21 protein-coding genes and 1 pseudogene are annotated in these 24,552 nt (G+C 42.3%); 9 read left to right on the top strand and 13 right to left on the bottom strand.

What is annotated here, in order from left to right; genetic code table 11:
- Window positions 1–2 precede the first annotated feature (2 nt).
- Window positions 3–452, bottom strand: coding sequence for a hypothetical protein (locus QGN29_RS12140; RefSeq protein WP_310798134.1), 450 nt, complete (start codon window positions 450–452; stop codon window positions 3–5).
- Window positions 453–538: 86 nt separating this feature from the next.
- Between QGN29_RS12140 and QGN29_RS12135 the strand changes: the two genes are divergently transcribed.
- Window positions 539–1,480 carry a glycerophosphodiester phosphodiesterase family protein gene (locus QGN29_RS12135; RefSeq protein WP_310798133.1) on the top strand — a complete coding sequence of 314 codons (942 nt, stop codon included), beginning with the start codon at window positions 539–541 and terminating at the stop codon, window positions 1,478–1,480.
- Between the two features lie 160 nt (window positions 1,481–1,640).
- Here QGN29_RS12135 and QGN29_RS12130 read toward each other — a convergent pair whose 3' ends face one another.
- Both QGN29_RS12130 and QGN29_RS12125 read right to left on the bottom strand, forming a co-directional pair.
- Window positions 1,641–2,222 (bottom strand): DUF4389 domain-containing protein, encoded by a 582-nt coding sequence (locus tag QGN29_RS12130; RefSeq protein ID WP_310798132.1) that lies wholly within the window; start codon window positions 2,220–2,222, stop codon window positions 1,641–1,643.
- 139 nt (window positions 2,223–2,361) lie between these two features.
- Entirely contained in the window at window positions 2,362–4,131 is a 1,770-nt protein-coding gene (locus QGN29_RS12125; RefSeq protein ID WP_310798131.1) for a putative bifunctional diguanylate cyclase/phosphodiesterase, read from the bottom strand.
- A 798-nt stretch (window positions 4,132–4,929) separates the two neighbouring features.
- On the opposite strand from QGN29_RS12125, the gene QGN29_RS12120 reads away from it, so the two are divergent.
- The 3 genes from QGN29_RS12120 to QGN29_RS12110 all read left to right on the top strand — a co-directional run bounded on the left by QGN29_RS12120 (window position 4,930) and on the right by QGN29_RS12110 (window position 6,296).
- Entirely contained in the window at window positions 4,930–5,319 is a 390-nt protein-coding gene (locus QGN29_RS12120) for an NADH:ubiquinone oxidoreductase subunit NDUFA12 (RefSeq protein WP_310798130.1), read from the top strand.
- Window positions 5,320–5,411: 92 nt separating this feature from the next.
- The gene (gene mlaD, locus QGN29_RS12115) at window positions 5,412–5,867 is read left to right on the top strand and encodes an outer membrane lipid asymmetry maintenance protein MlaD (protein WP_310798129.1); all 456 of its coding nucleotides are present in this window, start codon (window positions 5,412–5,414) and stop codon (window positions 5,865–5,867) included.
- Window positions 5,868–5,870: 3 nt separating this feature from the next.
- Window positions 5,871–6,296 (top strand): DUF2155 domain-containing protein, encoded by a 426-nt coding sequence (locus QGN29_RS12110; protein WP_310798128.1) that lies wholly within the window; start codon window positions 5,871–5,873, stop codon window positions 6,294–6,296.
- Here QGN29_RS12110 and aat read toward each other — a convergent pair.
- The 4 genes from aat to aroQ form a co-directional block, all read right to left on the bottom strand.
- Window positions 6,233–6,892, bottom strand: coding sequence for a leucyl/phenylalanyl-tRNA--protein transferase (gene aat / locus QGN29_RS12105; RefSeq protein ID WP_310798127.1), 660 nt, complete (start codon window positions 6,890–6,892; stop codon window positions 6,233–6,235). The genes QGN29_RS12110 and aat overlap by 64 nt on opposite strands.
- Before the next feature lie 26 nt (window positions 6,893–6,918).
- Complete coding sequence (gene accC, locus QGN29_RS12100) at window positions 6,919–8,274, bottom strand: acetyl-CoA carboxylase biotin carboxylase subunit (protein WP_310798126.1); 1,356 nt, start codon at window positions 8,272–8,274, stop codon at window positions 6,919–6,921.
- Window positions 8,275–8,325: 51 nt separating this feature from the next.
- Window positions 8,326–8,805, bottom strand: coding sequence for an acetyl-CoA carboxylase biotin carboxyl carrier protein (accB, locus tag QGN29_RS12095; protein WP_310798125.1), 480 nt, complete (start codon window positions 8,803–8,805; stop codon window positions 8,326–8,328).
- 82 nt (window positions 8,806–8,887) lie between these two features.
- A complete protein-coding gene (gene aroQ / locus QGN29_RS12090; RefSeq protein ID WP_310798124.1) occupies window positions 8,888–9,340 on the bottom strand; it encodes a type II 3-dehydroquinate dehydratase in 453 nt (150 codons plus the stop codon).
- 89 nt (window positions 9,341–9,429) lie between these two features.
- On the opposite strand from aroQ, the pseudogene thiS reads away from it, so the two are divergent.
- A pseudogene (gene thiS / locus QGN29_RS12080) lies at window positions 9,430–10,411 on the top strand (sulfur carrier protein ThiS).
- Between the two features lie 86 nt (window positions 10,412–10,497).
- Here the strand turns inward: thiS and QGN29_RS12075 are convergent.
- From QGN29_RS12075 to QGN29_RS12065, 3 genes are all read right to left on the bottom strand, one after another.
- Window positions 10,498–11,235: a DsbA family protein gene (locus tag QGN29_RS12075; protein WP_310798121.1), complete on the bottom strand. Its 738-nt coding sequence runs from the start codon at window positions 11,233–11,235 to the stop codon at window positions 10,498–10,500.
- Between the two features lie 62 nt (window positions 11,236–11,297).
- Window positions 11,298–12,716 carry a M48 family metalloprotease gene (locus QGN29_RS12070; protein ID WP_310798120.1) on the bottom strand — a complete coding sequence of 473 codons (1,419 nt, stop codon included), beginning with the start codon at window positions 12,714–12,716 and terminating at the stop codon, window positions 11,298–11,300.
- Between the two features lie 132 nt (window positions 12,717–12,848).
- Complete coding sequence (locus tag QGN29_RS12065) at window positions 12,849–15,992, bottom strand: Rne/Rng family ribonuclease (RefSeq protein ID WP_310798119.1); 3,144 nt, start codon at window positions 15,990–15,992, stop codon at window positions 12,849–12,851.
- Between the two features lie 14 nt (window positions 15,993–16,006).
- Between QGN29_RS12065 and QGN29_RS12060 the strand changes: the two genes are divergently transcribed.
- From QGN29_RS12060 to prfB, 4 genes are all read left to right on the top strand, one after another.
- A complete protein-coding gene (locus QGN29_RS12060; protein ID WP_310798118.1) occupies window positions 16,007–16,189 on the top strand; it encodes a hypothetical protein in 183 nt (60 codons plus the stop codon).
- A 485-nt stretch (window positions 16,190–16,674) separates the two neighbouring features.
- A complete protein-coding gene (locus QGN29_RS12055) occupies window positions 16,675–17,871 on the top strand; it encodes an N-acetylmuramoyl-L-alanine amidase (RefSeq protein ID WP_310798117.1) in 1,197 nt (398 codons plus the stop codon).
- A gap of 161 nt (window positions 17,872–18,032) precedes the next feature.
- The gene (locus tag QGN29_RS12050; RefSeq protein ID WP_310798116.1) at window positions 18,033–20,582 is read left to right on the top strand and encodes a penicillin-binding protein 1A; all 2,550 of its coding nucleotides are present in this window, start codon (window positions 18,033–18,035) and stop codon (window positions 20,580–20,582) included.
- A gap of 68 nt (window positions 20,583–20,650) precedes the next feature.
- Window positions 20,651–21,779, top strand: a protein-coding gene (gene prfB, locus QGN29_RS12045; RefSeq protein ID WP_310798115.1) for a peptide chain release factor 2 whose coding sequence is annotated in 2 segments (ribosomal slippage) — window positions 20,651–20,719 and window positions 20,721–21,779 — 1,128 coding nt in all. Because the reading frame shifts where the segments join, the coding sequence is not laid out codon by codon here.
- 47 nt (window positions 21,780–21,826) lie between these two features.
- Here the strand turns inward: prfB and QGN29_RS12040 are convergent.
- From QGN29_RS12040 to QGN29_RS12030, 3 genes are all read right to left on the bottom strand, one after another.
- Window positions 21,827–22,222, bottom strand: a complete 396-nt coding sequence (locus QGN29_RS12040; RefSeq protein WP_310798114.1) for a bactofilin family protein — start codon at window positions 22,220–22,222, stop codon at window positions 21,827–21,829.
- 37 nt (window positions 22,223–22,259) lie between these two features.
- Window positions 22,260–23,546 (bottom strand): M23 family metallopeptidase, encoded by a 1,287-nt coding sequence (locus tag QGN29_RS12035; RefSeq protein WP_310798113.1) that lies wholly within the window; start codon window positions 23,544–23,546, stop codon window positions 22,260–22,262.
- Window positions 23,547–23,746: 200 nt separating this feature from the next.
- Window positions 23,747–24,550, bottom strand: a complete 804-nt coding sequence (locus QGN29_RS12030; protein ID WP_310798112.1) for a ferritin-like domain-containing protein — start codon at window positions 24,548–24,550, stop codon at window positions 23,747–23,749.
- Between the last annotated feature and the right edge of the window lie 2 nt (window positions 24,551–24,552).

The raw sequence follows: 24,552 nt of genomic DNA, 5'->3' as shown, positions 1-24,552 counted from the left end.
TTTTAACTTTCCTCAGAATGAATTGAACCATCAGCGCTCAAAACGTGCGGATGATCCAAACGGTTGATAAGTAAAGAGCGTATTTTTCCTATGTCATGATCGCTGAAGGGGGCTTTCATTGTGGGAAAAGTATAACTCTCTGTCATAAGCGTAATTACCTGTCCTTCAATGATAACTTGGCTCTCCTTTACTTGATCTAGAGAATGCATCGCAAAGTGATCTCCAAGCATTTTAAGAATGATGAGGGCTTCAGACTCTTTGTTAAAGAGCAAAGCGTAATGACCGTTTTCGTCAATAAAAAAGTCATACTCCTTTTGGTTCAGCTCTGGATGGATATCAATGTGTGCTAAGAGGGCCTCTGATGTGATACTTTTTGGTTTATATAGTGCTCTTGCTAGCCAAGAAAGCAGGCCGATTGCAATCAGTGATCCAAAAATTTGTTCCCATACCATTTTCTATTTCTCCCAAGACTGTTTTGACATATATATCAAAATCGTCAAGTGTCGTTTGAGCGTTGCTGTCTATTTAGGAGGATCTTATGAAGGTTTTAGTCCCTTTTCTGCTCTTTATTGCTGTATTGAGTGACTATTGTTTTGCAGAGGATCGGATTGTAATTGCCCGTAGAGGAGCGAGCGAGCTTTTTCCTGAGCATACTCTTTCTGCCTATAAAGAGGCCATAGAGCAGGGGGCAGATTTCATTGAACCTGAACTTGCACTGACTAAAGATAATATCTTTGTCGCACGCAGGCATATTTACCTCTCTACGACAACCGATGTTGCATCGCGCCCAGAATTCCAGCGCCTCAGAAAAGTAAGGCATGGACGCTCTGATTGGTTTATAGAGGATTTTACTCTCATTGAGTTAAAAAAGCTTCGCGCAGTAAACCCCGTTTCCTCTAAAGGTCAGATCCTTAAGGGAGACTATAGTATCCCCACTCTAGATGAAATTATGATTTTAGTGCGTTTAAATAACGTGCGTGGGGGGAAGGCCGGTCTTTATCCTAAAATCCTCTTTCAGAAGGTAAAGGCAGATGCGGGGATGGATGTTCAAAAGCTTGTATCTGTTGTGCGCATAATGCAGGCTGCAAATATACCTTACTTTATTCATTCTGCCCGTGCAGATTTTTTAAAGCGACTGCACCACTCTTATGTGGTTGATCACAATGAAGAAATACCCCTTATCCAATCGATTTATATGAGGAATAATGGCAGTCCTTCGCAAGATATTTCTACTCTGCCTTCGTATATAACAGGAATATCTCTTGAGAAAAATTTGCTATACACAAACACTGACAAAGGCCTGGGTTTCATAAGAAAAGTGAACCTTATGAATCTAAAAGTACATATATGGACAGTGAAAAATACCCAATTTGAAACAGCATTTAACTCAGTCGGTCATGAGTTGGTTCACCTTAAGATGCTCGGTGTCGATGGTGTCTTTGCAGACAATCCAAATACTGCTATACAATATTTTAGATAAGGATATTTTCCATGATGGATTTGTTTAAAGGCATGATCGTGGCTGCCATAGCCCTTCTTGTTATAAGACTTGCTGCAGAAGTGGTCTTTGATATGGCTGGGTTTTATTAAAAAAAAGCGCCTCAGACTATGAAGCGCTTTTCATCTGCATATTTATGCCGTTACTCAGTGTGCGATGCTTTTGGAATTTCTTTTCCAAGAGGAAAAGGTAAATCGTCTGCATTACCGGTGAATAAATCCACAACATCCTTAATATAATTGCCTAGAATGCTGGTAATGGTTGAAAGAGTTTCATTCTTCTGTTGGAAACCGAGCTCATAGACCCAATTGACAACAGCAACAATGATAAAGATGTGGGCTGCGAACATCCCCAAAAACCCAAAGATGGCAAGCATTGCTAAATCATAGAGATGTTTACCCCAATCTCTTTCAGGAATATGTCCTTTAACTTTATCAAATGCCTCATTCACTTTCTCTTTAGCTTGTGACGCATGGTCTTTTGCCGAAAAATCATGGGTGTTCTTTGATGATGTATAGGCTGAAGAGGAGCCTGTATCTTGTTTAGTCGACTCTTTTGCCGCTTGACTGATCTCTTCTTCAGGCTTTGTTTCTGTAGGCGTTTCAACAGTTTTTGCTTCAACGTCGATAATTTTTTCAGACTTTGGCGGAGACTTTTTTGCCCTCTTTTTAGGGGCAGCTTTCGTCTTTGGCTTAGGCTTATCTTCCTTCTTTTCCTCACTCATTGTCGTATCCTTTGTCAGTTTTTCTTAATTCTTATTCTTTATAATTGGGAAGTCTTAAGAAAAATACAAGGGTTCGGGCTTAAGAAAGACCCTAAAAGTGTTAGATATTAACGTTTTGAGGAAGAATTAGAGGATAAAATCAGCTTTTTGTCCAGGGGATATCGCCTTTAACCAACTGGGTTGCAGCCTCAATGTTTAAAGGCTTGGAATAAAAGTAGCCTTGTGCATTCGTGACATTTAACTCATGGACTAGATCAACATGGACTTGTGTTTCCAAGCCTTCTGCAACCAGATATAATCCCATTTTATGGCCAAACTTAGCGATCAAATTTAGAATTTCATATTTTTGAGATCCATGCTCTAGATCATCAATGAAACTCCGATCAATCTTGATGCAGTCAATTGGAAACTGATGAAGATAGTTTAAAGAAGAATAGCCTGTCCCAAAGTCATCGAGAGCTACTTTAACACCTTTTTGCCTCAAGTTATCAAGAGTGTGGGCGATTTGTGCTGGATTGTTAATAATAGCGCTCTCTGTCAGTTCGACTGTTAACAATTCAGGATTTGTCTTATAACGATCAAGTGCAACAGTGACAGCTTCGTATATATTGTCGCGGGCAAACTGAATGCCTGACACATTCACATTGACACTCAGTGAATCCTTATTTCCCCTAAGGTCATCCCATTCTTTAATCTGAGAGCAAACTTTATCAAGCGCCCACCTTCCAAGATCGACAATAATGCTTGTTTCTTCAGCAATCGGAATAAATTCTGCAGGAGAGACAAAGCCTCTTTCTTTGTGATTCCAGCGAGCAAGGGCCTCAAAGCCTTTCAGGCTATTATCCTTCATATTTATAATCGGTTGATAGTGAAGCTCTAATTCATCACGCTCCACGGCTCTACGGAGCTCTGTTTCCAAATGGAAGCGAGAGCGGGAATTATCGAATGTTGTCCTGACATGATGTTTACTGCAAGCTTTTCCACTTTCTTTGGCAGCATGCATTGCATAGTCAGCATCTCTGATAAGATCCTCTGGATGAATAGGACTATCGAAAGTGGTGGCGATACCAATGGAAACAGAGGTAAATACTTCATTTCCGTCTAAGTCATAAGGCAATTTCATCGCTGTATGAATACGTGAAGCAATCATGTTAACTTCTTGTATATCAACGCAATTTGGTACTAGAATCGCAAATTCGTCTCCGGAAAGTCTTGCCAAAATGTCAGAGGCTCGTATACAGCGTCTAAGAGTTGCTGCCATAGAGACTAAAAATCGATCTCCTGCTGAGTGGCCAAAAGTTTCATTAATTTGTTGAAATCGATCAATATTAACGATCAACACAGCGCAAGCCAATGTATTGCTGCTGCGGATACAATCAGATACAGCTTCTTCAAGCTTTGATCTGAACAAAACTCTGTTTGGCAAACCGGTTAAACTATCATGGAAAGCATGATGTAGAAGGTTTCGTTCTGCTAGTTTTTCGGCCGTTTGATCTTCTAGAGTGCAAACCACTTGATAGACACTGCCATTATGATCAATCAGAGGAAAAAGATTAGAAGATAAATGTCTCTCGATGGAACCTTGCGAAATACTCCAGTCAATGCTGTGTTCTAATTTAGTATGGAATACATCTTTTATTTGATCTTGAAGTAATTGATGATCTTGGTCTTGCCATGTTAACTCTAAAGGGCAGGGCAATTTAGCATTCTCAGGAGTATGAAAGAGGTCTCTTGCAAAATCATTCATAAATAGTGCGTCAAGAGTTCGATCGTCTTTTTGGCTGCAGACAAGGACACCTATCGGTAATTTTTCAATGACAGCACTGGTATTTACGATACGCGACGGATATACCATGCCTTTGTTAGCAAGGGACATTGATGATATTTTTGACGGTCCTGTATCTGTCATATCTCTCTCATATAAAACTCGATCGGTTAACCATACCATCTAATAGGGTTATGAAAAGAAGAAAAAGGGCTTCTCTTTAAAAAATTACGGATAAGGAAAGCAAAAAAAGAGAGGAAGGGAAAACCTTCCTCTAGGTATTCTATCCACCGGGACGGGTTTGGTAGATAGAAGAACTGTAATGTCACTCATGCAGTTCATAGACAGTAGTGACTTAATTCTTTGCGAGGCTGGAAAGATAAAAGTAAGGGAGCGTGCGTGTTTCTACTAAATTGTATTAAACAATGTGCCCATTTCGAAAATACCAGTGTTGTAATAAAGAGGCTAAAAGCCATCCTCAACACAAATATACACGCTCTTTACGCAGCTAGTGACAACCCCCTTGGTTTGTATCCGTTTGCGAAACCTTACCTTCATGTCAGATTTAGTTGTGCCGCACACCTCTTGAGAAGTGATGGGTACAGAATAAATGTACAATATATAGTACATACCAGCCTCTGACACACTAAGTCTATGAAGAGACGAGTTTTAAGACAAGTATTTTTTTTTAGATTATGATGATAAATATTGTTGACTGAGAGTGACGAAATCTCGAATCGCGGGGAACCCTGAGAGTCGCACTAAATCAATGAAAGATAAAAAAAATCAAAGATAGATTGAGAGACTTAGAATTACTTCAATTAAGAATATTCTGGATATGAATCAAACTCTTTGCACAATTCATCAGCTATGCTATAGGATGCCTAGAGTAAGCGGTAGGACACTACTGTCCTGAGTTAATTGTTTGAATGGATGCTTTCGATGACTGGAATTCTTGGTAAAATTTTTGGGTCTCCGATCTTTACATGGTGGAACAGTGCTACATTTGGCACACGGTTGTTCACTGCGACAAAGGGAACCAAAGTTGGCTCTGATGATCAGGGAAATATTTATTATCAAGAGAAAAAAGGAAAGCGTCGTTGGGTCATTTATAAAAATGGTCCCGTAGAAGCTAGCCGTGTCCCTGCTGACTGGCATGGATGGCTGCACTATACAATGGATACACCGCCAACTGAACAACCGCTTCCTACGAAAGAGTGGGAAAAAGAACACAAGCCGACCCTCACTGGGACTGAAGAGGCATACAGCCCGATTGTTAAGGGGGCCAGAGCGGCGACCACAAGCGATTATGAAGCATGGAAGCCTGAATAATTTTCCATAGTTTTGACATAGTTACTTGCAAAATATATCACCCGCCATATTTTTAAGGCGGGTTTATTTTTAAAGGATAGGACGAATTCAATATGTCTGGAAATTTAGTTGAGAGCATTATTGGGGCTTTGGTTTTACTTGTAGCAGGGTGGTTTATTCTCTTTGCTTATGAGCGCACTGATATGCAAACAGGGGATGGATATGTCCTTTCCGCACAATTTTCTCGGATTGATGGCTTGTCCATTGGTAGCGATGTTCGTTTGTCGGGGATCAAAGTAGGTTCTGTTGTTTCTCAAGAGTTAGATCCTGTAACCTTTCAAGCACTGGTGACATTTTCAATCGACTCGAAAATTCAACTTCCTTTAGATACGGCAGCAGCTATATCTTCAGAAGGCATTCTTGGCGGCAGTTACCTCAGCCTAAAACCAGGTATAGAAGAAGATGTCCTTGAGACAGGGGATGTGATTACTGAAACACAGGACTCTGTTGATCTTCTTGGACTTATTGGAAAATTTATTAATTCTGATTCATCCGAGAGCAAGGATTAAGTGGTGTTCAAGTCATTAGCTATCTTTTTTACAACAGCTTCTTTTTGGGGGATGTCGGCTCAAGTTCAAGAGTTACAACAGGCTGTATCGACTGCGACGATCGAGCATAAAGCCGTTGTCCTTAGAGCCTTGGACAAGATCACAGCGCGAACTGTTGAAATTGAAGTGAGAGTTGGAACAGAATTTAAATTCGGAACTTTAAACATCAAGCCGCTTTATTGCAGAACACGGCCTCCTGAAGAACAACCAGAAACTTTCTCCTATCTTGATATCTATGATATCAACACGGATAAATCACAGCGACGTATTTTCTCTGGTTGGATGATGGCATCAAATCCTGCAATAAATGCACTGGAGCATCCGGTTTATGATATCTGGGTAATCAACTGCAAAATAGTTTCTGCAGGCGTGTCATCGTCTAACAAGTAAAAGTCAGCTTGGGTATTTTGCAGGGCATTGTTTAAGATCATCTTATAGTCGGCACGGGCCACTTCAATACACCCCATAGATTTTAAATGCTCTGTTTGAAACTGACTATCCAAGAGTGAAAAACCCCCGACTTTGAGACGCGCAACCAGATAGGCAAGGGCTACCTTGCTTGCATTTGTTTTTCTTGAAAACATACTCTCCCCAAAAAAACAGCCATTCAAGCAGACACCATACAGTCCACCCACAAGAGTTTCGCCATGCCAGCATTCTATTGAATGGGCAAATCCAGCAGCGTGAAGTTCGCAATAGAGGGCCTCAATGTCATGGCTGATCCAAGTATTTTCTCTGTCAGCCGCAGGCATTGCACACTGCTGTAAAATCGTTTGAAAACATTGATTATAGGTTATTTTGTAGAGAGATTTACGAATGAATTTTTTTAAGCTTTTAGAAAGATGAAATTGCTCCAACGGAAAAATACCGCGCTCTTCTGGATCTACCCAAAAGACCGCTTCATCTTCTCTGTCATCAGACATGGGAAAGAATCCAGAGGCATAGGCATTAAGCAAAAGGTCAAGCGTGATTTCTGATGCTAACATCGCTTGACCTTTTGCGTTCTATTTGTTTAGTCATCTGGGTTATTGTGAGCATCCAAGAATTTTTCCAACCAGTGAATATCATAATCACCAGATTGAAAATCTTTATTATGTAACAGTTCAATATGCAGAGGAATTGTTGTTTTAATACCATCAATAACATATTCTTCGAGGGACCTGAGAAGACGCATCATACAGCCATCTCTTGTATAGCCCTTTACAATGAGCTTTGCGACCATACTGTCATAGTATGGGGGGATTTTATAGCCTGAGTAAACAGCACTGTCTGCCCTTACATTCAACCCACCTGGAGCATGATACTGCGTGACCTGTCCAGGGCTCGGCATGAAGGTGAAAGGATCTTCAGCATTCACACGACATTCCATAGCATGACCGTGGAATTCTACCATGTCTTGACTATAGTGAAGCTTTTTACCAGCAGCAACACGGATTTGCTCTCTTACAAGGTCGATCCCTGTAATCATTTCTGTAACGGGATGCTCGACTTGAATGCGAGTGTTCATCTCGATAAAGAAAAACTCTCCGTCTTCATAAAGGAACTCAATTGTACCAGCGCCTTCATAGCCAAAGTTCGCCATAGCATCAGCAACGATACCGCCTACGCGCATGCGTGTTTCCATATCAATCACAGGAGAAGGGGCTTCTTCTAAGACTTTTTGGTGACGGCGTTGAAGAGAACAGTCTCTTTCGCCGAGGTGGATACAATTTTTAAATTGATCGCCAATGATTTGGAATTCGATATGGCGAGGCTTTTCTAAGAATTTTTCAATATAGACTTCTTCATTTCCAAAAGCAGCCTTCGCCTCTGTCTTACAGGTGTTAACTGCAGTAACAATGTCACTTTCGTTACGTACAATTTGCATACCGCGACCACCGCCGCCAGCAGTAGCTTTAACGATGACAGGATAGCCAATCTCTGCACCAATTCTAACAGCATCTTCATCTGTATCAACACCGCCTTCAGAACCAGGAACTACAGGAATGCCAAGTTTCTTTACGGTCTCTTTAGCTGTGATTTTATCGCCCATCATCCGGATATGTTCGGGAAGGGGGCCAATAAATTTTATGCCGTGCTCCCCACAAATTTCAGCGAAATTAGCATTTTCAGAAAGGAACCCATATCCAGGGTGTACCGCATCTGCTCCAGTCACTTCACAGGCAGCAATGATGTTGGCTACATTTAAATAACTGTCAGCACTGGCATTTGGTCCAATACAGACGGCTTCATCCGCAACTCTTACATGCATCGCATCTGAATCAGCGGTCGAGTGAACGGCAACAGTCTGGATCCCCATCTCTTTACAAGCACGGTGGATACGAAGAGCAATTTCGCCGCGATTCGCAATCAGGACTTTTTTAAACATTTGTCATCCTTTATCTTTAGGCAGTAGAGAACCACTGCATCGCAGAGAGTGTTATTCAATGATGCAAAGAACTTCGCCAAATTCAATTGGCTGTTCATTGAAGAATAAAATCTCTTTTACTGTACCTGATTTAGGAGCCGGAATTTGGTTCATCACCTTCATAGCTTCAATGATCACCAACGTATCGCCTTCTTTTACTTGATCGCCAACAGTGACGAACACGTCGCTATCAGGGCTAGGAGATGTATAGATGGTACCAACCATAGGGGACGTGACGGCTCCTGGGTGGTTTGCTGCTGAGGCTGCTGTATCAACAGCAGCTGGTGCTTCTGATGGCGCAGCAATCGGTGCCGCAGGTGCCGCAAGAGGCGCTGCAGCAGGGGCAACGCCATAATTAACACTCTGTGGTACTTCGCGTGCTACTCTGATGCGAAATCCTTCGTCTTCCACTTCGATTTCAGAGAGTGTGCTAGCATCTAAGAGTTCAGCCAGCTCGCGTATAAGATCTTTACTTTTTTCAAGTTTTGACATGTGTCCTACCCCTGTTACTGCTTTTTCAAGCGCGCAGTTACTAACGATTAAAACAATCTTCTAGATGAAGAATTGCATCTTCTTACTCTGATCCGATCTGAGATACAAGAAAATCTAACGCATATTCGTATCCCGCATCTCCAGCCCCACAAATTACCATTTTTGCAACGGCTGAAACATATGAATTGTGGCGGAATTCTTCACGGGCATGAATATTGGAAAGATGGACTTCAGCAACAGGAATTTCAACAGCCTCTAAGGCATCCCTGATAGCAACCGATGTGTGGCTATAGGCTGCAGGATTAATAATAATGCCATCTGCTTTGCCTCTTGCGGCTTGAATCCAGTCTACCATCTCGCTTTCACTATTGCTTTGTTTGAAATCGAGAGTAACGCCATACTCTTGCGCGGCTTCGGTTAAGGTATCGTGAATATCAGATAATGTAAGTGATCCATATATTTCTGGCTTTCTTGTGCCCAGCAAATTCAAATTTGGTCCGTTCAACACAAGAATATTATTCGTATTATTAGACATAAGTGACTCTATCCCTTAAATCAGTCTTGAAGGTTTATGTATAATGCCATATCTAAGATGTGAAAAGCATAATTAATTAGGAAATTTCTATGAATATTACTTTAAACGGAGATCCAAAGGAAGTGGAAGGCCCTCAGTCTTTAAACGACTTACTCCTTTCTTTGTCTTTAGACCCTAAAAAAGTAGCTGTTGAGCGTAACAGAGAGATTGTTCCTAAATCTACATTTGGCCAAGTTGATCTTCAAGACGGAGACCAATTGGAGATCGTACATTTCATAGGCGGAGGATAAAGTAATGAGTATAAAAGACACATGGACTTTGGCGGGAAAAGACTATGGTTCGCGTTTGATCGTTGGGACCGGTAAATATAAAGATTTTGAAGAAACAGCTGCAGCGGTTGAAGCTTCTGGTGCAGAAATCGTCACTGTAGCTGTTCGTCGTGTGAATGTATCAGACCCAAACCAACCGATGCTCGTTGATTATTTGGACCCAAAGAAAATTACTTATCTACCAAACACTGCCGGCTGCTTTGATGCCGATAGTGCAGTGAGAACTTTGCGCCTTGCAAGAGAGGCCGGGGGCTGGGACCTTGTAAAATTGGAAGTTTTAGGCGACCAGAAAACTCTCTACCCGAATATGCCCGCTACTTTTGAGGCTGCTGAATCTCTTATTAAAGACGGGTTTAAGGTTATGGTTTACTGTAACGATGATCCTATCGCAGCTAAACAGTTAGAAGATATGGGGTGCGTAGCTATTATGCCTCTCGGTGCACCAATTGGCTCTGGCTTGGGTATTCAAAACCCTGTTCATATTCGGTTGATCGTCGAGCAAACCTCTGTCCCTGTTCTTGTTGATGCAGGTGTTGGTACTGCGTCAGATGCTGCCGCAGGCATGGAACTGGGATGTGAAGGAATTCTAATGAATACAGCGATTGCAGAAGCTAAAGACCCAATCTTGATGGCATCGGCGATGAAGCATGCAGTTTGGGCTGGTCGTCAAGCATATCTAGCAGGCAGAATGCCAAAGAAACTTTATGCAGATCCTTCAAGCCCGCTATCAGGTCTTATTTAAAACCATTTATAGATATGAGAAAAGCCTGCCTCAAATAACTTGGGGCAGGCTTTCGTTTATTGTATGATTGAGTAAGCGTGTGTAGGCTACCGAGATTGTGCCGCTCTTGCTCGTGCGACTGTCTTTTTCATATGTTCAAAACCACGTGCACCGCTCACTATATTGGTTCCGATGATATAAGCAGGAGTCCCTGTTAAATCTAGATCATTACCAACAACAAGGGCGTTCATAATCTTTTTATCGAGAACTGAGGATTTCATATCAAGGGCAAATTGGGCCATATCTAGGCCAATTTTTTGAGCAACCGCATCAATCTTTTGTTTGGTAACATCGCCGTCTGTGGTCATCATCATATGATGGAATTCTTGAAATTTCCCTTGCTTGCCTGCAGCCATTGCCCCTAGAGCAGCAGATTTTGACCGACCACTTTTGTCATTATAATCTAAGATCGGGTAGTGTTTAAAAATCAACCGTATGTTTTTATCTTCTTTAACAAGACGCATCACTTCAGAATAATGGCGTTTACAATAACCGCAGCGATAATCAAAAAACTCAACAATGGTTACATCCCCTTTAGGATTACCAGCTTCGTTGCTCTCTCTCTCATTGTATAGAAATTCTTTATAGGTCTCAAGAATGGGGGCGAGACGCGCCAGGCGTTCTCTTTCTTGCATAAGCTGAATAGATTCGATAATAACCTCAGGGTTTTCTAGGATATATTCCCGAACAATTTTTTCAATGTCTTCTTTACTTCTATCTTGTGCTTGTACAGACAGACTCAGAAGGGCGAGAAGTAAAAGGGCAGATAGGGTATTTTTAAACACGTTCTATTCCTTTGCTTGATCAATGCAAGCTTGTTAATCAACAGGAAGGGATTTGTAAATAGTTATTCCTGAAGCACACGTCTTCGTGATGATCGGCGCTTACTGTTTCGCATCTTTTCTAAATAGGGCTGTGAAATAAGGATAATATCTTCTGCTCTTAGCCAGTCGATTGTTCCTTCGCGAAATTCTTTTTTTGCCATATTCGCATGATAATCTGCTTGTTGTAGAGCTCCCATGCTGAAAAAGCGTTCCGCAGTTGCAAGGCTTGCTTTGGGCTTATCATCAAGCGCACTATAGACTTTTGCTAAATTATACCATGCAAAAGTATTTTCATTATCAAGACGCGTAGCATCTTTCAACAAAGGCAGGGCAAGCTGTAAGTTATTCTTTTTAATAAGACCGTCTTTTCCTTCGACTGATAGGAGGGCTTGGGCATAGGCTGTTAGGATTAGAGCCTCATTCGGTGCTAACTTTGTCGCTTTCTTGAGGGGTGCAGCAGCTTCTTCTAATTTACCACTCTCAAAAAGAACTTGGCCTTTAATCTCATAAAAATAAGGATTTTCTGGTTCAATTTTAATGAGATCTTCTACCTCAGCAAGCGCCTTGTCCCATTCAAGAGCACGATGATATGCGTAGATTCGTGCATATTTTGCGGGTATGGATTGATCACTGAGGGGGTATTTTTTTAGGGTATAAAAAGGACCGTTTATATAGCCTTCAAGCTTAGCACGAATTCGAAGAAATTGATTATTCAAGTCTTGATTAGGCGGTTTGTTATAATTCTCAGAGGTCGTGACCACATATTCTAAGCGAGAAATACGATCTTGGGTTAAAGGGTGAGTTCTCATATATGGGTTTCTATTAGCGCTATAAATAAACTCTTGTTCTTGTAGTTTTTTAAAGAAAGTAATGAGGCCTTTTCCGCTGATATTATTTTTTTCAAGATAGGAGGCTCCTGCTTGGTCCGTTGTAGCTTCTTGATTACGGCTGTAGGTTAGCATGGATCCCATTGTCATTTGCTGACCCGCCATCATTGCTGCGATTCCAGCATCAGCACTGCCTGCAAGAATGGCCGCGACGCCTAAAACCATAGAGGCAATTGAATAGCCAGAAGCTTTACCAAAGGCTTCGCGCGTTCTAACAGAATGCCCGCCCGAAATATGACCTGTCTCGTGGGCCATCACGCCAAAAAGCTCATCCACATTATCCATGCGCATTAGCAGGCCGGAATGAAAGAATATGTTCTGGCCTCCTGTAACAAATGCGTTAATGGACTTATCATTAACCAAATAAATATTGATGTTTTCTGGAGTGAGTCTCGCGGCCTGAAAAATTGGTGTGCCAATCCGTCTAAGGAAAGCTTCGGTTTCGGCATCTCTTAGGATCGATAGGCCTTGCGCCTTTACAGACAATGACATTGATGTAGTGGCTAGAGCAATCACAAATAAAATGGCAATAGCTTTGGTTAGATATAATTTCATTCTCAATCCTATTCTATATACCCTGAGGCTAACCCCTCTTTGATGAACGGTCAATGAACATTAACTATCCTTTAGTTTATAAAAAAAGAGGCGAAAATTCGCCTCTTTTATAAAGATTATTCTGAGTTAGGCCTAGCCGAATGTTCTCTGCCACCACCCTTTACGTTTTGGCTGGTTAGGATCTGCAGGTTCCTGAGGAGCTTGTGTATCCTGAGGTTTCTGTGGATCAGAGCTTGTCTTTTTTTCAGACCCTTCTTGCTTTTTTGAAGCTCGTCTAGAAGGTTTTCTTTCAGATTTTTCAGATTTTTCAGAGTTCTCTGATTTTTCTGTTGTCTCAGGCGTTGAAGACCCTTCGTCTGAAGAGGCCTCTTTCTTCGCAGCAGGTTTACGGCCTCGTCTTTTTGGCTTCTCTGCTTTTGTATCCTCTTGAGATGTCTCTTTATTATCAGAAGTTTCTGAAGAGTCTTTCTCTTTTCTTGGACGGCCGCGACGGCGAGGCTTTTTCTCTGTTTCTTCAGCGCTTGCCTCAGTCACTTTTTCACCTGATTTAGGTTCTTCAGAACCGGAAGTGTCTTCAGACGATTCAGATTGCTCTTGAGAGTCTTGGTCTTCTGGTTTTTCAGAACGGCGACGACGTCTTCCACCACGGCGCCCACGTCTGCGGCGAGATGACTTTTCATCAGAATTTTCATCCTCTAGATCGGGATCGTCCGATGAGTCAGCTTTATCACCACTTTCGACATCTGTCGGCACGGACTCTTTTGTTTCTGAAGAATCATTATCGTCCTCTTGATCTCTAGACTTGCGACGACGGCGGCGACGACGTCTCTTTGGTTTATCATCCGAAGAATCGGACTTATCTGAGGCATCAGATGCATTCTCAGTTTCACCCGCATCAGATGCTTTTACTTCTGCTGTCTCAGTGGTGTCATCCGGGCTATCAAACGATACTGGCGAAACCATTTCATCAGCAGTCACAGTTGGTTTTTCACCAGTTTTAATGGCTTCCCGTTCAATTTCAATTTGGCTCGGGCCAAAATCTGTACGAGATAACAACTCAATTCTAAATTTATACAAGAACTCCAAATCAAGAAGTTGGCGACGCTTATTGTTTAGAATATAAGCGGCTACCTCATGATGGAGAGAAGCTCTAATAATAGAAGATCGACTTCTAATGCCTTCTTCTTCTAGTTCTCTCAAGACCGTTAAAGCTGCGGATTCCACAGTAGGTACAACACCGCTTCCTTTACAGTGTGCGCATTCGTGCATAGCAGCTTCAAGAAGATTAGGGCGCAGCCGTTGACGAGACATTTCCATTAAGCCAAAGCTAGAAATCTTACCGACTTGGATACGCGCACGGTCATTTTTAAGGACTTCTTTCATTCTACGTTCGACTGATCTGATATTATTTCTGTCTTCCATATCAATAAAATCAATCACCACAAGACCGGCCATGTCTCTCAGTCTTAATTGACGCGCAACTTCTTCAGCGGCTTCCAAGTTTGTATTGATTGCAGTTTGTTCAATACTACTTTCTTTGGTTGCTCGACCAGAGTTTACATCAATAGAAATTAAGGCTTCAGTTGGATTAATAACAACATATCCACCAGATTTAAGCTGAACAACGGGATCATACATGCTCGCAAGCTGGCCTTCTACCTGATAGCGGTGGAAGAGGGGGATGCGATTGTTATAATGCTTAATTTTTGATGCATGGCTAGGCATGAGCATCTTCATAAAGTCTTTTGCCTGACGATAGCCGCGACCTTCGACTAAGATTTCATCAATTTCTTTGTTGTATAGGTCGCGAATGGCACGTTTAATCAAATTGCCTTCTTCGTAAATGAGTGCAGGAGCCGTGCTTTTGAGTGTGAGATCGCGTATAGCATTCCACATTCTCAGCATATAATCATAGTCACGTTTAATCTCAACTTTGGTTCTCTTCATACCAGCTGTTCGAACAATTAAGCCCATATCGTGGGGCATGTTCAGACTGCTAATAATACCTTTAAGGCGGCGACGGTCTGCATGAGAAGAAATTTTACGGCTAATGCCGCCAGAATGAGTGCTATTTGGCATCAAAACGCAGAAACGGCCTGCAAGAGACAAGTAGGTTGTTAGCGCAGCCCCTTTGTTGCCACGCTCTTCTTTAACGACTTGAATTAAGAGGACTTGGCGACGTTTTATAACTTCTTGAATTTTATATCGACGCTTAACAGTTCTCAGGAAATAGCGGCGTTTGCGAAGTTCACGTGCTTCATCTTCATCAAGAGCTGCTTGCTCAGGAGTATCCTCATTTTCATTGATACTTTCAGTTTCAGTGTCCGTCTCAACTTCTTCTAGAGAGGCGCCTTCATGTTCAATTTCTTCAATTGATTGGTCATCATCTTCGACTTCACGAATGGAGGAGGAGAGGTCTTCTTTTTCATCATCAGGTGAATCACTATCATTTGTTTCTTCGTTGACCACATCCTCAGTAATCACCTCTGATTCAAGGACTGCATCATCACTGGTGTCTTCGCCAATGGTTTTGTTGTCATCATTTTCCTCTGCTGAAGTTTCGCTCTCAGCAGTGTTTGGCGTCTCAGGTAACGCTTCAGAGGACTCTTCAGAATTTTTTGCTTCTGTTTGTTCCTCTGTGCTTTCTTCAGTTTTTTCTGGAGCTGCCTTTTTCCGAGGTTTTCTTGGGCGTCTTGGTTTTCTTGCCTTCTTTTCAGTCTGTTCAGCAGGCGTGTCACCATCACCTGTTTCAACGGCCTCAGCAGTTTTAGCAGATTCTTCAATAAGATCCATGTCGTCGGATGCAGAGGACGCCTCTATTACATCTGCACCTTCTTCTACAATAGGGTTATCATCTGTAGGCTCTTGACGTTTTCTTGAATTACGTGAAGATCTGCGAGGCCTTTGTTTCTTGGGCCTTGTTTTCTCTTTTGGCGCATCATCAAAATCCTCATCCTCATCCTCATCAAAATCAGAGGCTGTGTCGGCATATTCTTCGCCTTCAGCTAAGAGCGCTTCTCTGTCTTCTGCTGGAATTTGATAATAATCTGGGTGTATCTCGCTAAAGGCTAGAAAACCATGCCTGTTTCCGCCGTATTCGACGAAACATGCTTGAAGCGACGGTTCTACACGTGTGACGCGGGCAAGGTAAATATTACCTTTAAGCTGTTTTTTAGCGACTGATTCGTAATCAAAGTCCTCTACACGGCTTCCCTTAACAACGGCAACACGTGTCTCTTCCGAGTGACGTGTGTCGATAAGCATTCTTGTTGACATAAAAATTTACTCCAATGATTGTTTCGCGCTTGATCACTGCAGCTGCTAATCGTTTGATTGACGGTGAGCTTAGGGCAGGAGCGCTGAAACATTTTGTTTGTGATTTTAGAAAATCGGTGGATAGAAAACCAGTCATCAGAAAAAGCAATGGTGCTCAAATCCATAGGAGCATTACTAGCTTTAATGATGGTGGATAGAATTTTGTTGGATGAAATGAATTTAGAAAATACAAGAATTGTCGCACCTAGCGAGGTGAAAATCTCGACTATGGACGCATTTAGATTGGCAAGTGCCTCTAAAATATTATTCTTCATTGTATTATCCTTATGCTGACATCATAGGAATTCTGTTTCTTTACACCCATTCTTGATTGTTTTTTTTCAAGGGTGGGGGCTAAGTAGGCCTCCAGGGACAGAATTAATTCTATAATATCAGATGATCCGATGTAGAAAATTTACTCATCAAATCAAAAATTCATTGATCGCACCATAGAGCCATTAGAAATTAAAAACAAATGAAATATTATCCAAACCTATAAAATAATTGTGATTTTAGGATTTGGGCATATTTTAGTCATAAATATGAACTTTAGATAGAAAGGTCTTCATTGCTGCCTTGCATGAAGGCGCAATGTTTTATACAAGATGATACTGGTTAATTAGGGTTGGGACTTGGACTTACTATGCACAGACTAATGATTTTCTGTTTTGCCCTCTGTTGGATGAGTTTTGAGAGTATTGCAGACACGACCATTAATGGTGTCCGTTTTGGATCTCTTTCAAATGGTCAAAGTAGAATTGTGTTAGATTTGTCTGGCAAAATCACTCCAACGCTCACGTTGCTCTCCGATCCTTATCGCGTTGTTGTTGATATTCCTGATAGCAAGTGGGGCTCTCGGCCCGTTCCCAAAGCAAGTGGGATCATCTCGAGGCTTCGACATAACGTCTATAGGCCCAGTGTCTATAGAATTGTACTTGATCTGAATAAAGCAGGCATTGTAGCCAATCATTTCTATTTAGCTCCTATAAATGGTTATGGCCATCGATATGTCATTGATGTTCGGCCCACGTCTCGGTCAAATTTCTTAGCAACTTCAAAAAAAATGCAAACAGCGGTCGCTACAAAAGCCCCTCCAAAACCTAAGAAGGTTAAGCGAAAACGAACGGGGAAGAAGATCATTGTATTAGACCCAGGTCACGGGGGAAGAGATCCAGGTACTCTGGGGCGATATGGTTCTCACGAAGCTGTGTTGACTTTAAAAATTGCCAACGAACTTAAAACTCAACTAGAAAAAACAGGCCGCTACAAAGTGTACTTAACACGTTATTCTAACGTTCAGTTACATCGGAATAAATCCCGTGATCTTAGAATGCGCTATGAAGTCGCTAAAAAGCGAGATGCTGATCTTTTTATCTCTATCCACGTTGATGCCGTTGATAATACTAAAACTCGTGGGGGGTCTGTCTATAGCTTGTCTGAACGGGCCTCAGATAAAGAAGCAGCACGATTGGTTGCAAAAGAGAATAGGGAAGATATTCTAACAGGTGTTGATTTGGAGGGGCATGACAAGCAAGTCTCTAATATTCTAATTGAGCTTGCTCAAAGAGAAACTCTGAACAATTCAGCACAGTTTGCAGAGGTTCTTGTGCGTGAAATGCGCAAAAAGGTTAAGATGCTCAAAACCGGTCATCGATACGGCCCTCTAATGGTTTTGAAAGCACCCGATATCCCATCCGTTCTGATAGAAACGGGCTATCAAACTAATCGGCAAGATGCAAAGTTATTAAACAGCAAATGGGGACAACGACAATTGGCGTCAGGTATTAAGAGCGGTATTGAGATGTATTTCCGCACCAATAAAACAGCGATGGCGAATTAAAGATGATCCTGTTCGAATGTTGCCTAACTGTTGCACTGTCCCAAAAAGTACCTGAGTGAGAGGGCGAGAGAACAATAAACACTTGCTTTTCTCTAGGAATGCCATATCAGCGACACAATTAATTGTCACTACTCTCTAGTAAGTTACATAGTGAATGAGCGATGACGGAAACCGAAAAATTAGAGACTTCAATGGAAACACAGAAAGGGACGCCTAAACCGGCGAAAAGAGCCCTCTGGTTTCGTATGATATTATGGTCATTTTGGCTTGGTCTTACCGGAACGACGGTCGCTGTGGTTGGTATCATCAGCCTGCTATTATACTATAGAAATGATCTTCCAGATTATCGACAGCTTGCCGACTATGAACCTTCTGTTGCGACACGAGTTCATGCAGGTGATGGCAGTATGATTGCAGAATTTGCCACAGAGAAACGCCTGTTCGTACCGATTAACGCCATTCCAGAACCTCTTATCCAAGCATTCCTTGCGGCAGAGGATAAGAATTTTTATACGCATTCTGGCTTAGATTATATGGGCATGGTGCGTGCGAATATCCGTAATGTCTATAACCTCATGAAGGGCAGAGCCCTTGCCGGAGGCTCCACGATCTCTCAACAGGTCGCTAAAAACTTTCTTCTAACCCTTGATCAGCGCCTAGATCGTAAAATGAAGGAAATTATTCTTACCCTCAGAATCGAGAAAGCTTATACTAAGGATCGTATTTTAGAGCTTTATCTCAATGAGATTTATTTTGGTAATGGATCTTACGGTGTAGCTTCTGCGGCCTTGAATTACTTTGATAAGGCATTGAATCAACTCACTTTAGCAGAGCGAGCCTATCTTGCCGCCGTTATTAAAGGCCCAAGTAATTATCATCCTTTACGGAATAATGAACGAGGGATTGCTCGCCGAAATTGGGTCTTGAGCAGAATGCGTGTCCTGAATTATATTTCCGAAGATGAATATAGAATGGCGGCAAAAGAGCCCCTTATTATGACCAGGCCTAGTGGTGCTACAACCTTTAAAGCTGACTATTACGAGGAAGAAGTTCGGCGCCAAATCAAAGGGTTCTACGGCGATAAGAAGCTTTATCAAGGAGGCCTCTCAGTACGTACAGCATTAGAGCCAAAATTACAGGCAATTGCAGAACAATCTTTGAGGAGTGGGCTTGTAAATTATGACAGAAGACATGGCTGGAGAGGACCTCTCTTGACAATTAGCGTTGAAGGGGATTGGCCTCAACGATTAAAAAATTATAGTAAGCCTCTCGGTATGCCAAGTTGGGAAAATGCTCTGGTCCATGAAGTGAGAGAAGATGGCGTAATTATTGGTCTCATCGATGGGCGGTATGGTTTTATCCCGATGAAGGAAATTGAATGGGCACGGCCCTGGTTACCCCGGGAGCGAGTAGGCCGAAAACCAACTCATCCTGGCCAAGTTGTGGCCATAGGGAATGTGATTGCTGTTCATAAATTAGCGTCACCCGCACTCCGAAAAGAAAGCTTCATTGCGCCTGACGGGGGCCTCATTGAGCTATTCCCACAATATAGTCTGCAGCAAGTTCCCGATGTGGAAGGGGCCTTAGTGGCTATGGATCCTCATACGGGTCGTGTTTTAGCACTCGTTGGAGGGTATGATTACAAATCCAGCCAATATAATCGAGCTACTCAGGCTAAAAGACAACCAGGCTCTGCTTTTAAACCCTTTGTATATGGCGCTGCATTAGAGCAAGATTTTACGCCTTCAAGCCTAGTTTTAGATGCCCCTTTTGTCATTGATCAGGGAGAAGGCCGTGGTAAATGGAAACCACGGAATAGTTCAAATAAATTCTATGGCCCGAGCACGCTTCGACTTGGTATAGAAAAATCTCGGAATTTAATGACTGTTCGCTTAGCACAGCATTTAGGCATGAGAAATGTCATTAATTATGCTCAGAAATTTGATTTAGCAGATAATCTCGAACCAACTCTGGCAGGATCTTTAGGAGCAGGCGAGGTGACTTTAATTGATCTTACAGCCGCCTACGGCACTCTTGTAAACGGAGGGCATAAGATTTCGCCAATCATGATTGATCGAATACAAGACAGGCGCGGCCGTACAATTTATCCTTATTTGAATGAGGATGAAAAATTAAACCAATGTCCTGGATGTAATTTCGGATGGGAACTCAGTCAAAGAGAACCTAATTTGCCAGAAAAAAGAGAGCGCGTTATTGACGGATTGACGTCCTATCAGCTTGTTTCAATGATGGAAGGGGTTGCCACACGAGGAACTGCCAGAAGCTTGAAATGGCGGGTTCCTAACCAATCCATAGGGGGGAAGACAGGGACTACCAATAGGGCAGCAGACCTCTGGTTCGTTGGGTTTTCTGCAGATTTGGTTGTGGGTGTTTTCGTTGGATTTGATCGCCCTCGCTCATTAGGGGAGATTGAAGAAGGGTCGACAGTGCCAGTTCCTATTTTTGCTGATTTTATGAAAAAAGCGCTTGAGGGCAAACCAGCTGTGCCACTTAGAATTCCGTCCGGCATTCATTTAGTGCGAGTTGATTCTAAGACAGGACAACCAGCAGGTTTTAACGACAAGAATGTTATCTGGGAAGCTTTTAAACCTGGCACAGAACCTCGCCTAGGGAAAACCGTAGTTCTTGATGGTGCTGTAACAGCTTCTAAAGAGAAAAAAGTGAAAAAAGGCACAGGCGGCATATACTAGTCTGGACTTTTTACTTTGTGCTGCTTATGACTGGTTTTGACTTTATTTATCCATAAAAGGAAATGTTTATGCGTGCGGAAGCTCAAGCAACCGTTGATAACCTTCAGCAGTCCCTTGCTCTGCTGAGGAGGTATCTTTGACTGGGATCAGGCTCTCTTAAAATTAGAAGAATTAAATGCTCTTGCCGAAGACCCAGATCTTTGGAATGACCCCAGTAATGCTCAAAAATTAATGCGAGAAAGAACTCGTCTCGACGATAGTATTACTGCCGTAAAAGATATCGAGCAGGAATTAGATGATACTTTGGAAATATTAGAACTTGCGGAAATAGACGGCGATGAGGAAATGGCCCTAGAAGCAGAAGAAGGGTTATCTTCGCTTGCAGCGAGTACTAAAGAAGCTGAAATGAAGGCGATGATGAGCGGAGATGCTGATGCTAATCATACCTATATAGAGATTAATGCGGGCGCCGGGGGCACAGAAAGTTGTGACTGGGCCAGTATGTTGCTTCGTATGTATAGTCGTTGGGCTGAGAAAAAGGGATATAAAGTTGAAACTGTACAGGTAACTGCAGGAGATGAAGCAGGCATTAAATCAGCCACACTTCTGATCAAAGGAGAGGATGCCTACGGCTGGATGAAAACTGAATCAGGGGTTCATCGGCTTGTGCGGATTAGTCCGTTTGATAGTAATGCCCGCCGTCATACAAGTTTCTCTTCTGTATGGGTGTATCCTGTGATCGACGATAGTATCGATATTGAAGTGAATGAATCTGAGCTTAGAATTGATACATATCGGGCTTCTGGCGCAGGGGGGCAGCACGTGAATACAACAGATTCTGCGGTCCGTATCACGCACCAACCTAGCGGTATCGTTGTACAATGTCAGAATGATCGGTCTCAACATAAGAATAAAGCAACAGCCATGAAGATGTTGAAGGCCCGGCTTTATGAAGCTGAATTACGTCGGCGTGAAGAAGAAGCAAATGTGAGCAATGCGAATAAAACTGATATTGGGTGGGGGCATCAAATTAGATCTTATGTGTTGCAACCCTATCAGATGGTAAAAGATCTTCGTACAGGAGAAGAAAGTACCAATTCTGGTGCTGTTCTAGACGGCGCACTTGATAATTTTATGATGGCTGCGTTGGCTGCTCGGATTACCGGCGAGACAAAAAGTGTCGAAGATGTAGAATAAAAAAAAGCCCGCTCACAGCGGGCTTTTTAACAGCTATAGTCCGCTTTTTATTCAGCCGCTTCAGACTCTTTTTTCTTAACAAAAGCAGGCACTGCGGAGGTTTCGTCCCCAGCCTTTTTGATCGGATTATCTGAATGGGAAAAATGTCCAGTAATTTGGGCTCCCGATTCAACAGATAAATTTTCGTGAAAGACGTCGCCTTCTACCAATGCAGATTTTTCTAGCCTTACTTTACGAGCGCGAATTTCGCCTTTAACAGAGCCACGTATCGTGACACTATCCGCTTCGATAATGCCTTTAATAGAGCCTGTTTCGCCCATAACAACACTGCCACATGTTAGATCGCCTTTGATATTGCCTTCAAGTTGGATCTCGCCTTTGGTTGAGATGTTGCCTTCAATGACAACATCGGCTGCTATAATAGAGGGTGTAGAAGTAGTCATTGATTTACCTTGTGATTTTTTAACACGTGCCGTGGTTTTAGCGTCCACTGAACTCGGTTGGTTTTTGTTTTCTTTGTTTGATTTTTTGAACATTTTTTTCTGCCCTTATATAAGGAAGCGGGTTTTGTATCTTATTGTTAAACCAAACCTCGTAGTGAAGGTGTGATGATGTTGATCTTCCAGTGCTTCCCATATCGCCTATATGATGACCAGCCTCAACTGTGTCACCTACTTTTACTCTTAACTTACGCATGTGGCCATATCGTGTCCTAAAACCATTTCCATGATCGATTTCGATCATACGTCCATAAACGCCGTAATATCCTGCTTTGAGAATTTTGCCCTGAGCCCCTGAAAAAATCTTGGTTCCTGGCCATCCTGCAAGATCCAACGCCTTGTGGCCTTCCCAAACTTTTTTGATCGGATGAAACCGTTTCCCATATTTACTAGAAATATAATATTTTTCTGCAGGGTCGTGGGTGGGAACACTGTCCAGAGCATGCTGCATTAAGTCATACTGATGAGAAATTGCCATTAAGCTCTCAAAGTTTTCCCGGTCAGCCTTATTGAATAATTCATTAGCATTAACAGGGATAGAGGGACCGCCCATGCCTGTGGTTTTGGTGGCAGCTTTGATCAAATGGTCTGATGTAACCTTTGTTTTCGCAAACACTGTGTCCACTTGATTAAATTCTTGTTTATAGTTTTCAATCATTTGTGTAACAGAGGCTTTCTGACGCTCTTCTAGCAGCGCTAGGCGGAAGAGTAATTTTTTCCGGCGCGATTTATTTGCTTCAAGCGGTGTCACGGGTCGAATTTCGGCAGCGTGAACTGGGTCTGTTTTTAGAATGCCATTCAAGAAGCTAGAAGGTCCATCCTCTGCTTGCTTTGATTTCTCTTCTTTAGGAGAGGCGTCTTTGTCTTGTTTAGCATCTATAGGTAAATTGGCTTCTGTAAGAGTAGGGTTCTCAAGGCCGATAACATTTTCCAGTAACTTTTGTCTTTCTTCAAGGTTTTTAGCCCGTTTTTCTATTTCTTTTTCAAGAATTGAAAAGTCACCCGATAATTCTTGATACCGGCCAGAAATAGCCGCCATCTCTTGTTCTTTTTCAAATAATTTATCTTCACTGGTAAGATAGGCAAGGGTGAAACCAACGCCCCAAAGGACTGTCCCTAGGGCAACGGATGCCATAAACATCTGAGTATAGGATCCAAAAGTAACAAAACGAACACGCCCTTCACTGCGCAGAAACAATTGCCGCTCAGGAAAGTACTTACGTTTAAAGCCTTTAAAACGGCTTATTATGGTTATTTTATCTGTCAAACCATACCCACTTTTATGTCGCAACTCACTAACTCTATAAGATTTTACTTAATTTCGAGTTAATCTATCTGTCTGTTTGTATCCCAAAAAAGAAAAAATCGGTCAAGGGAAACCTATAAATAATCTACGAAAGACAAAGAAGAATCAGGGTTTCCCGATTCTATGTTGCATGAAAGAGACAATATCGTGGGTCGTGAGCTTTATATTAAGTCGGCGAGAGGGTCGTACCAATCGTGAGGAAGGTTGGCTCTTGTTCGCGCATCGACATTGAAAGGGCGCTTCAATAATCCTTTAAAATAGGTTTTTACTAAATCCTGATACCATGCCTTATGATCTTTATTTTCTTTTTCACATAAATAACGAAACCAGACTGTCCCCGCTTCTACATGAGACACTTCATCCGTATAGATCTGCTCAAGAATATCTGCTGAAAGTGGGTCTTGAAAATGACGAAATCTTTCAACCATAGACGGTGTTACATCTAAACCTCTTGCTTCAAGAACCATGGGAACGATTGCCAGCCGTGCTGCCAAATCATGGGCAGTGGCCATACTAGATTCCCATAGACCATCATGAGCCGGTAGGGCTCCGTAAAAACTATTAAAATAACAAAGGCGGTCATTGATCATTGTAAAGTGACGCGCTTCATCATCGGCTACTTTTAGCCAATCATCAGTGAAGGCTTTCGGCATTAGATGGCCAAACCTTCCAACAATATCTAATGCGAGATCTATTGCGTTAAATTCTATATGCGCAACCGCATGCAAGAGGGCTATTCTATTACCTAAAGAGCCAGCCTTGCGACGTTTAGGCATTTGCGAGGGGGACAATAGGGTAGGCTGATCGGGCCTTCCAGGGCGCTTTGGCGGGGATGTGGAAAAATCGAAGCTCAGCCTGTCCTTCATCCAATCAGAATAGACTTGCCGCGCCTTTTCTACCTTTTTGTCTGGTATGCTCTCTGCTAGGGCGTCACATAGTGCAAAAGAGAGGCTTTGTCTTGTCATCT

It is taken from the genome of Temperatibacter marinus (assembly GCF_031598375.1).
Classification (GTDB): domain Bacteria; phylum Pseudomonadota; class Alphaproteobacteria; order Sphingomonadales; family Kordiimonadaceae; genus Temperatibacter; species Temperatibacter marinus.
The sequence above is the reverse complement of the archived record's forward strand: the minus strand, read 5'-3'. Positions and strand labels throughout refer to the sequence as shown.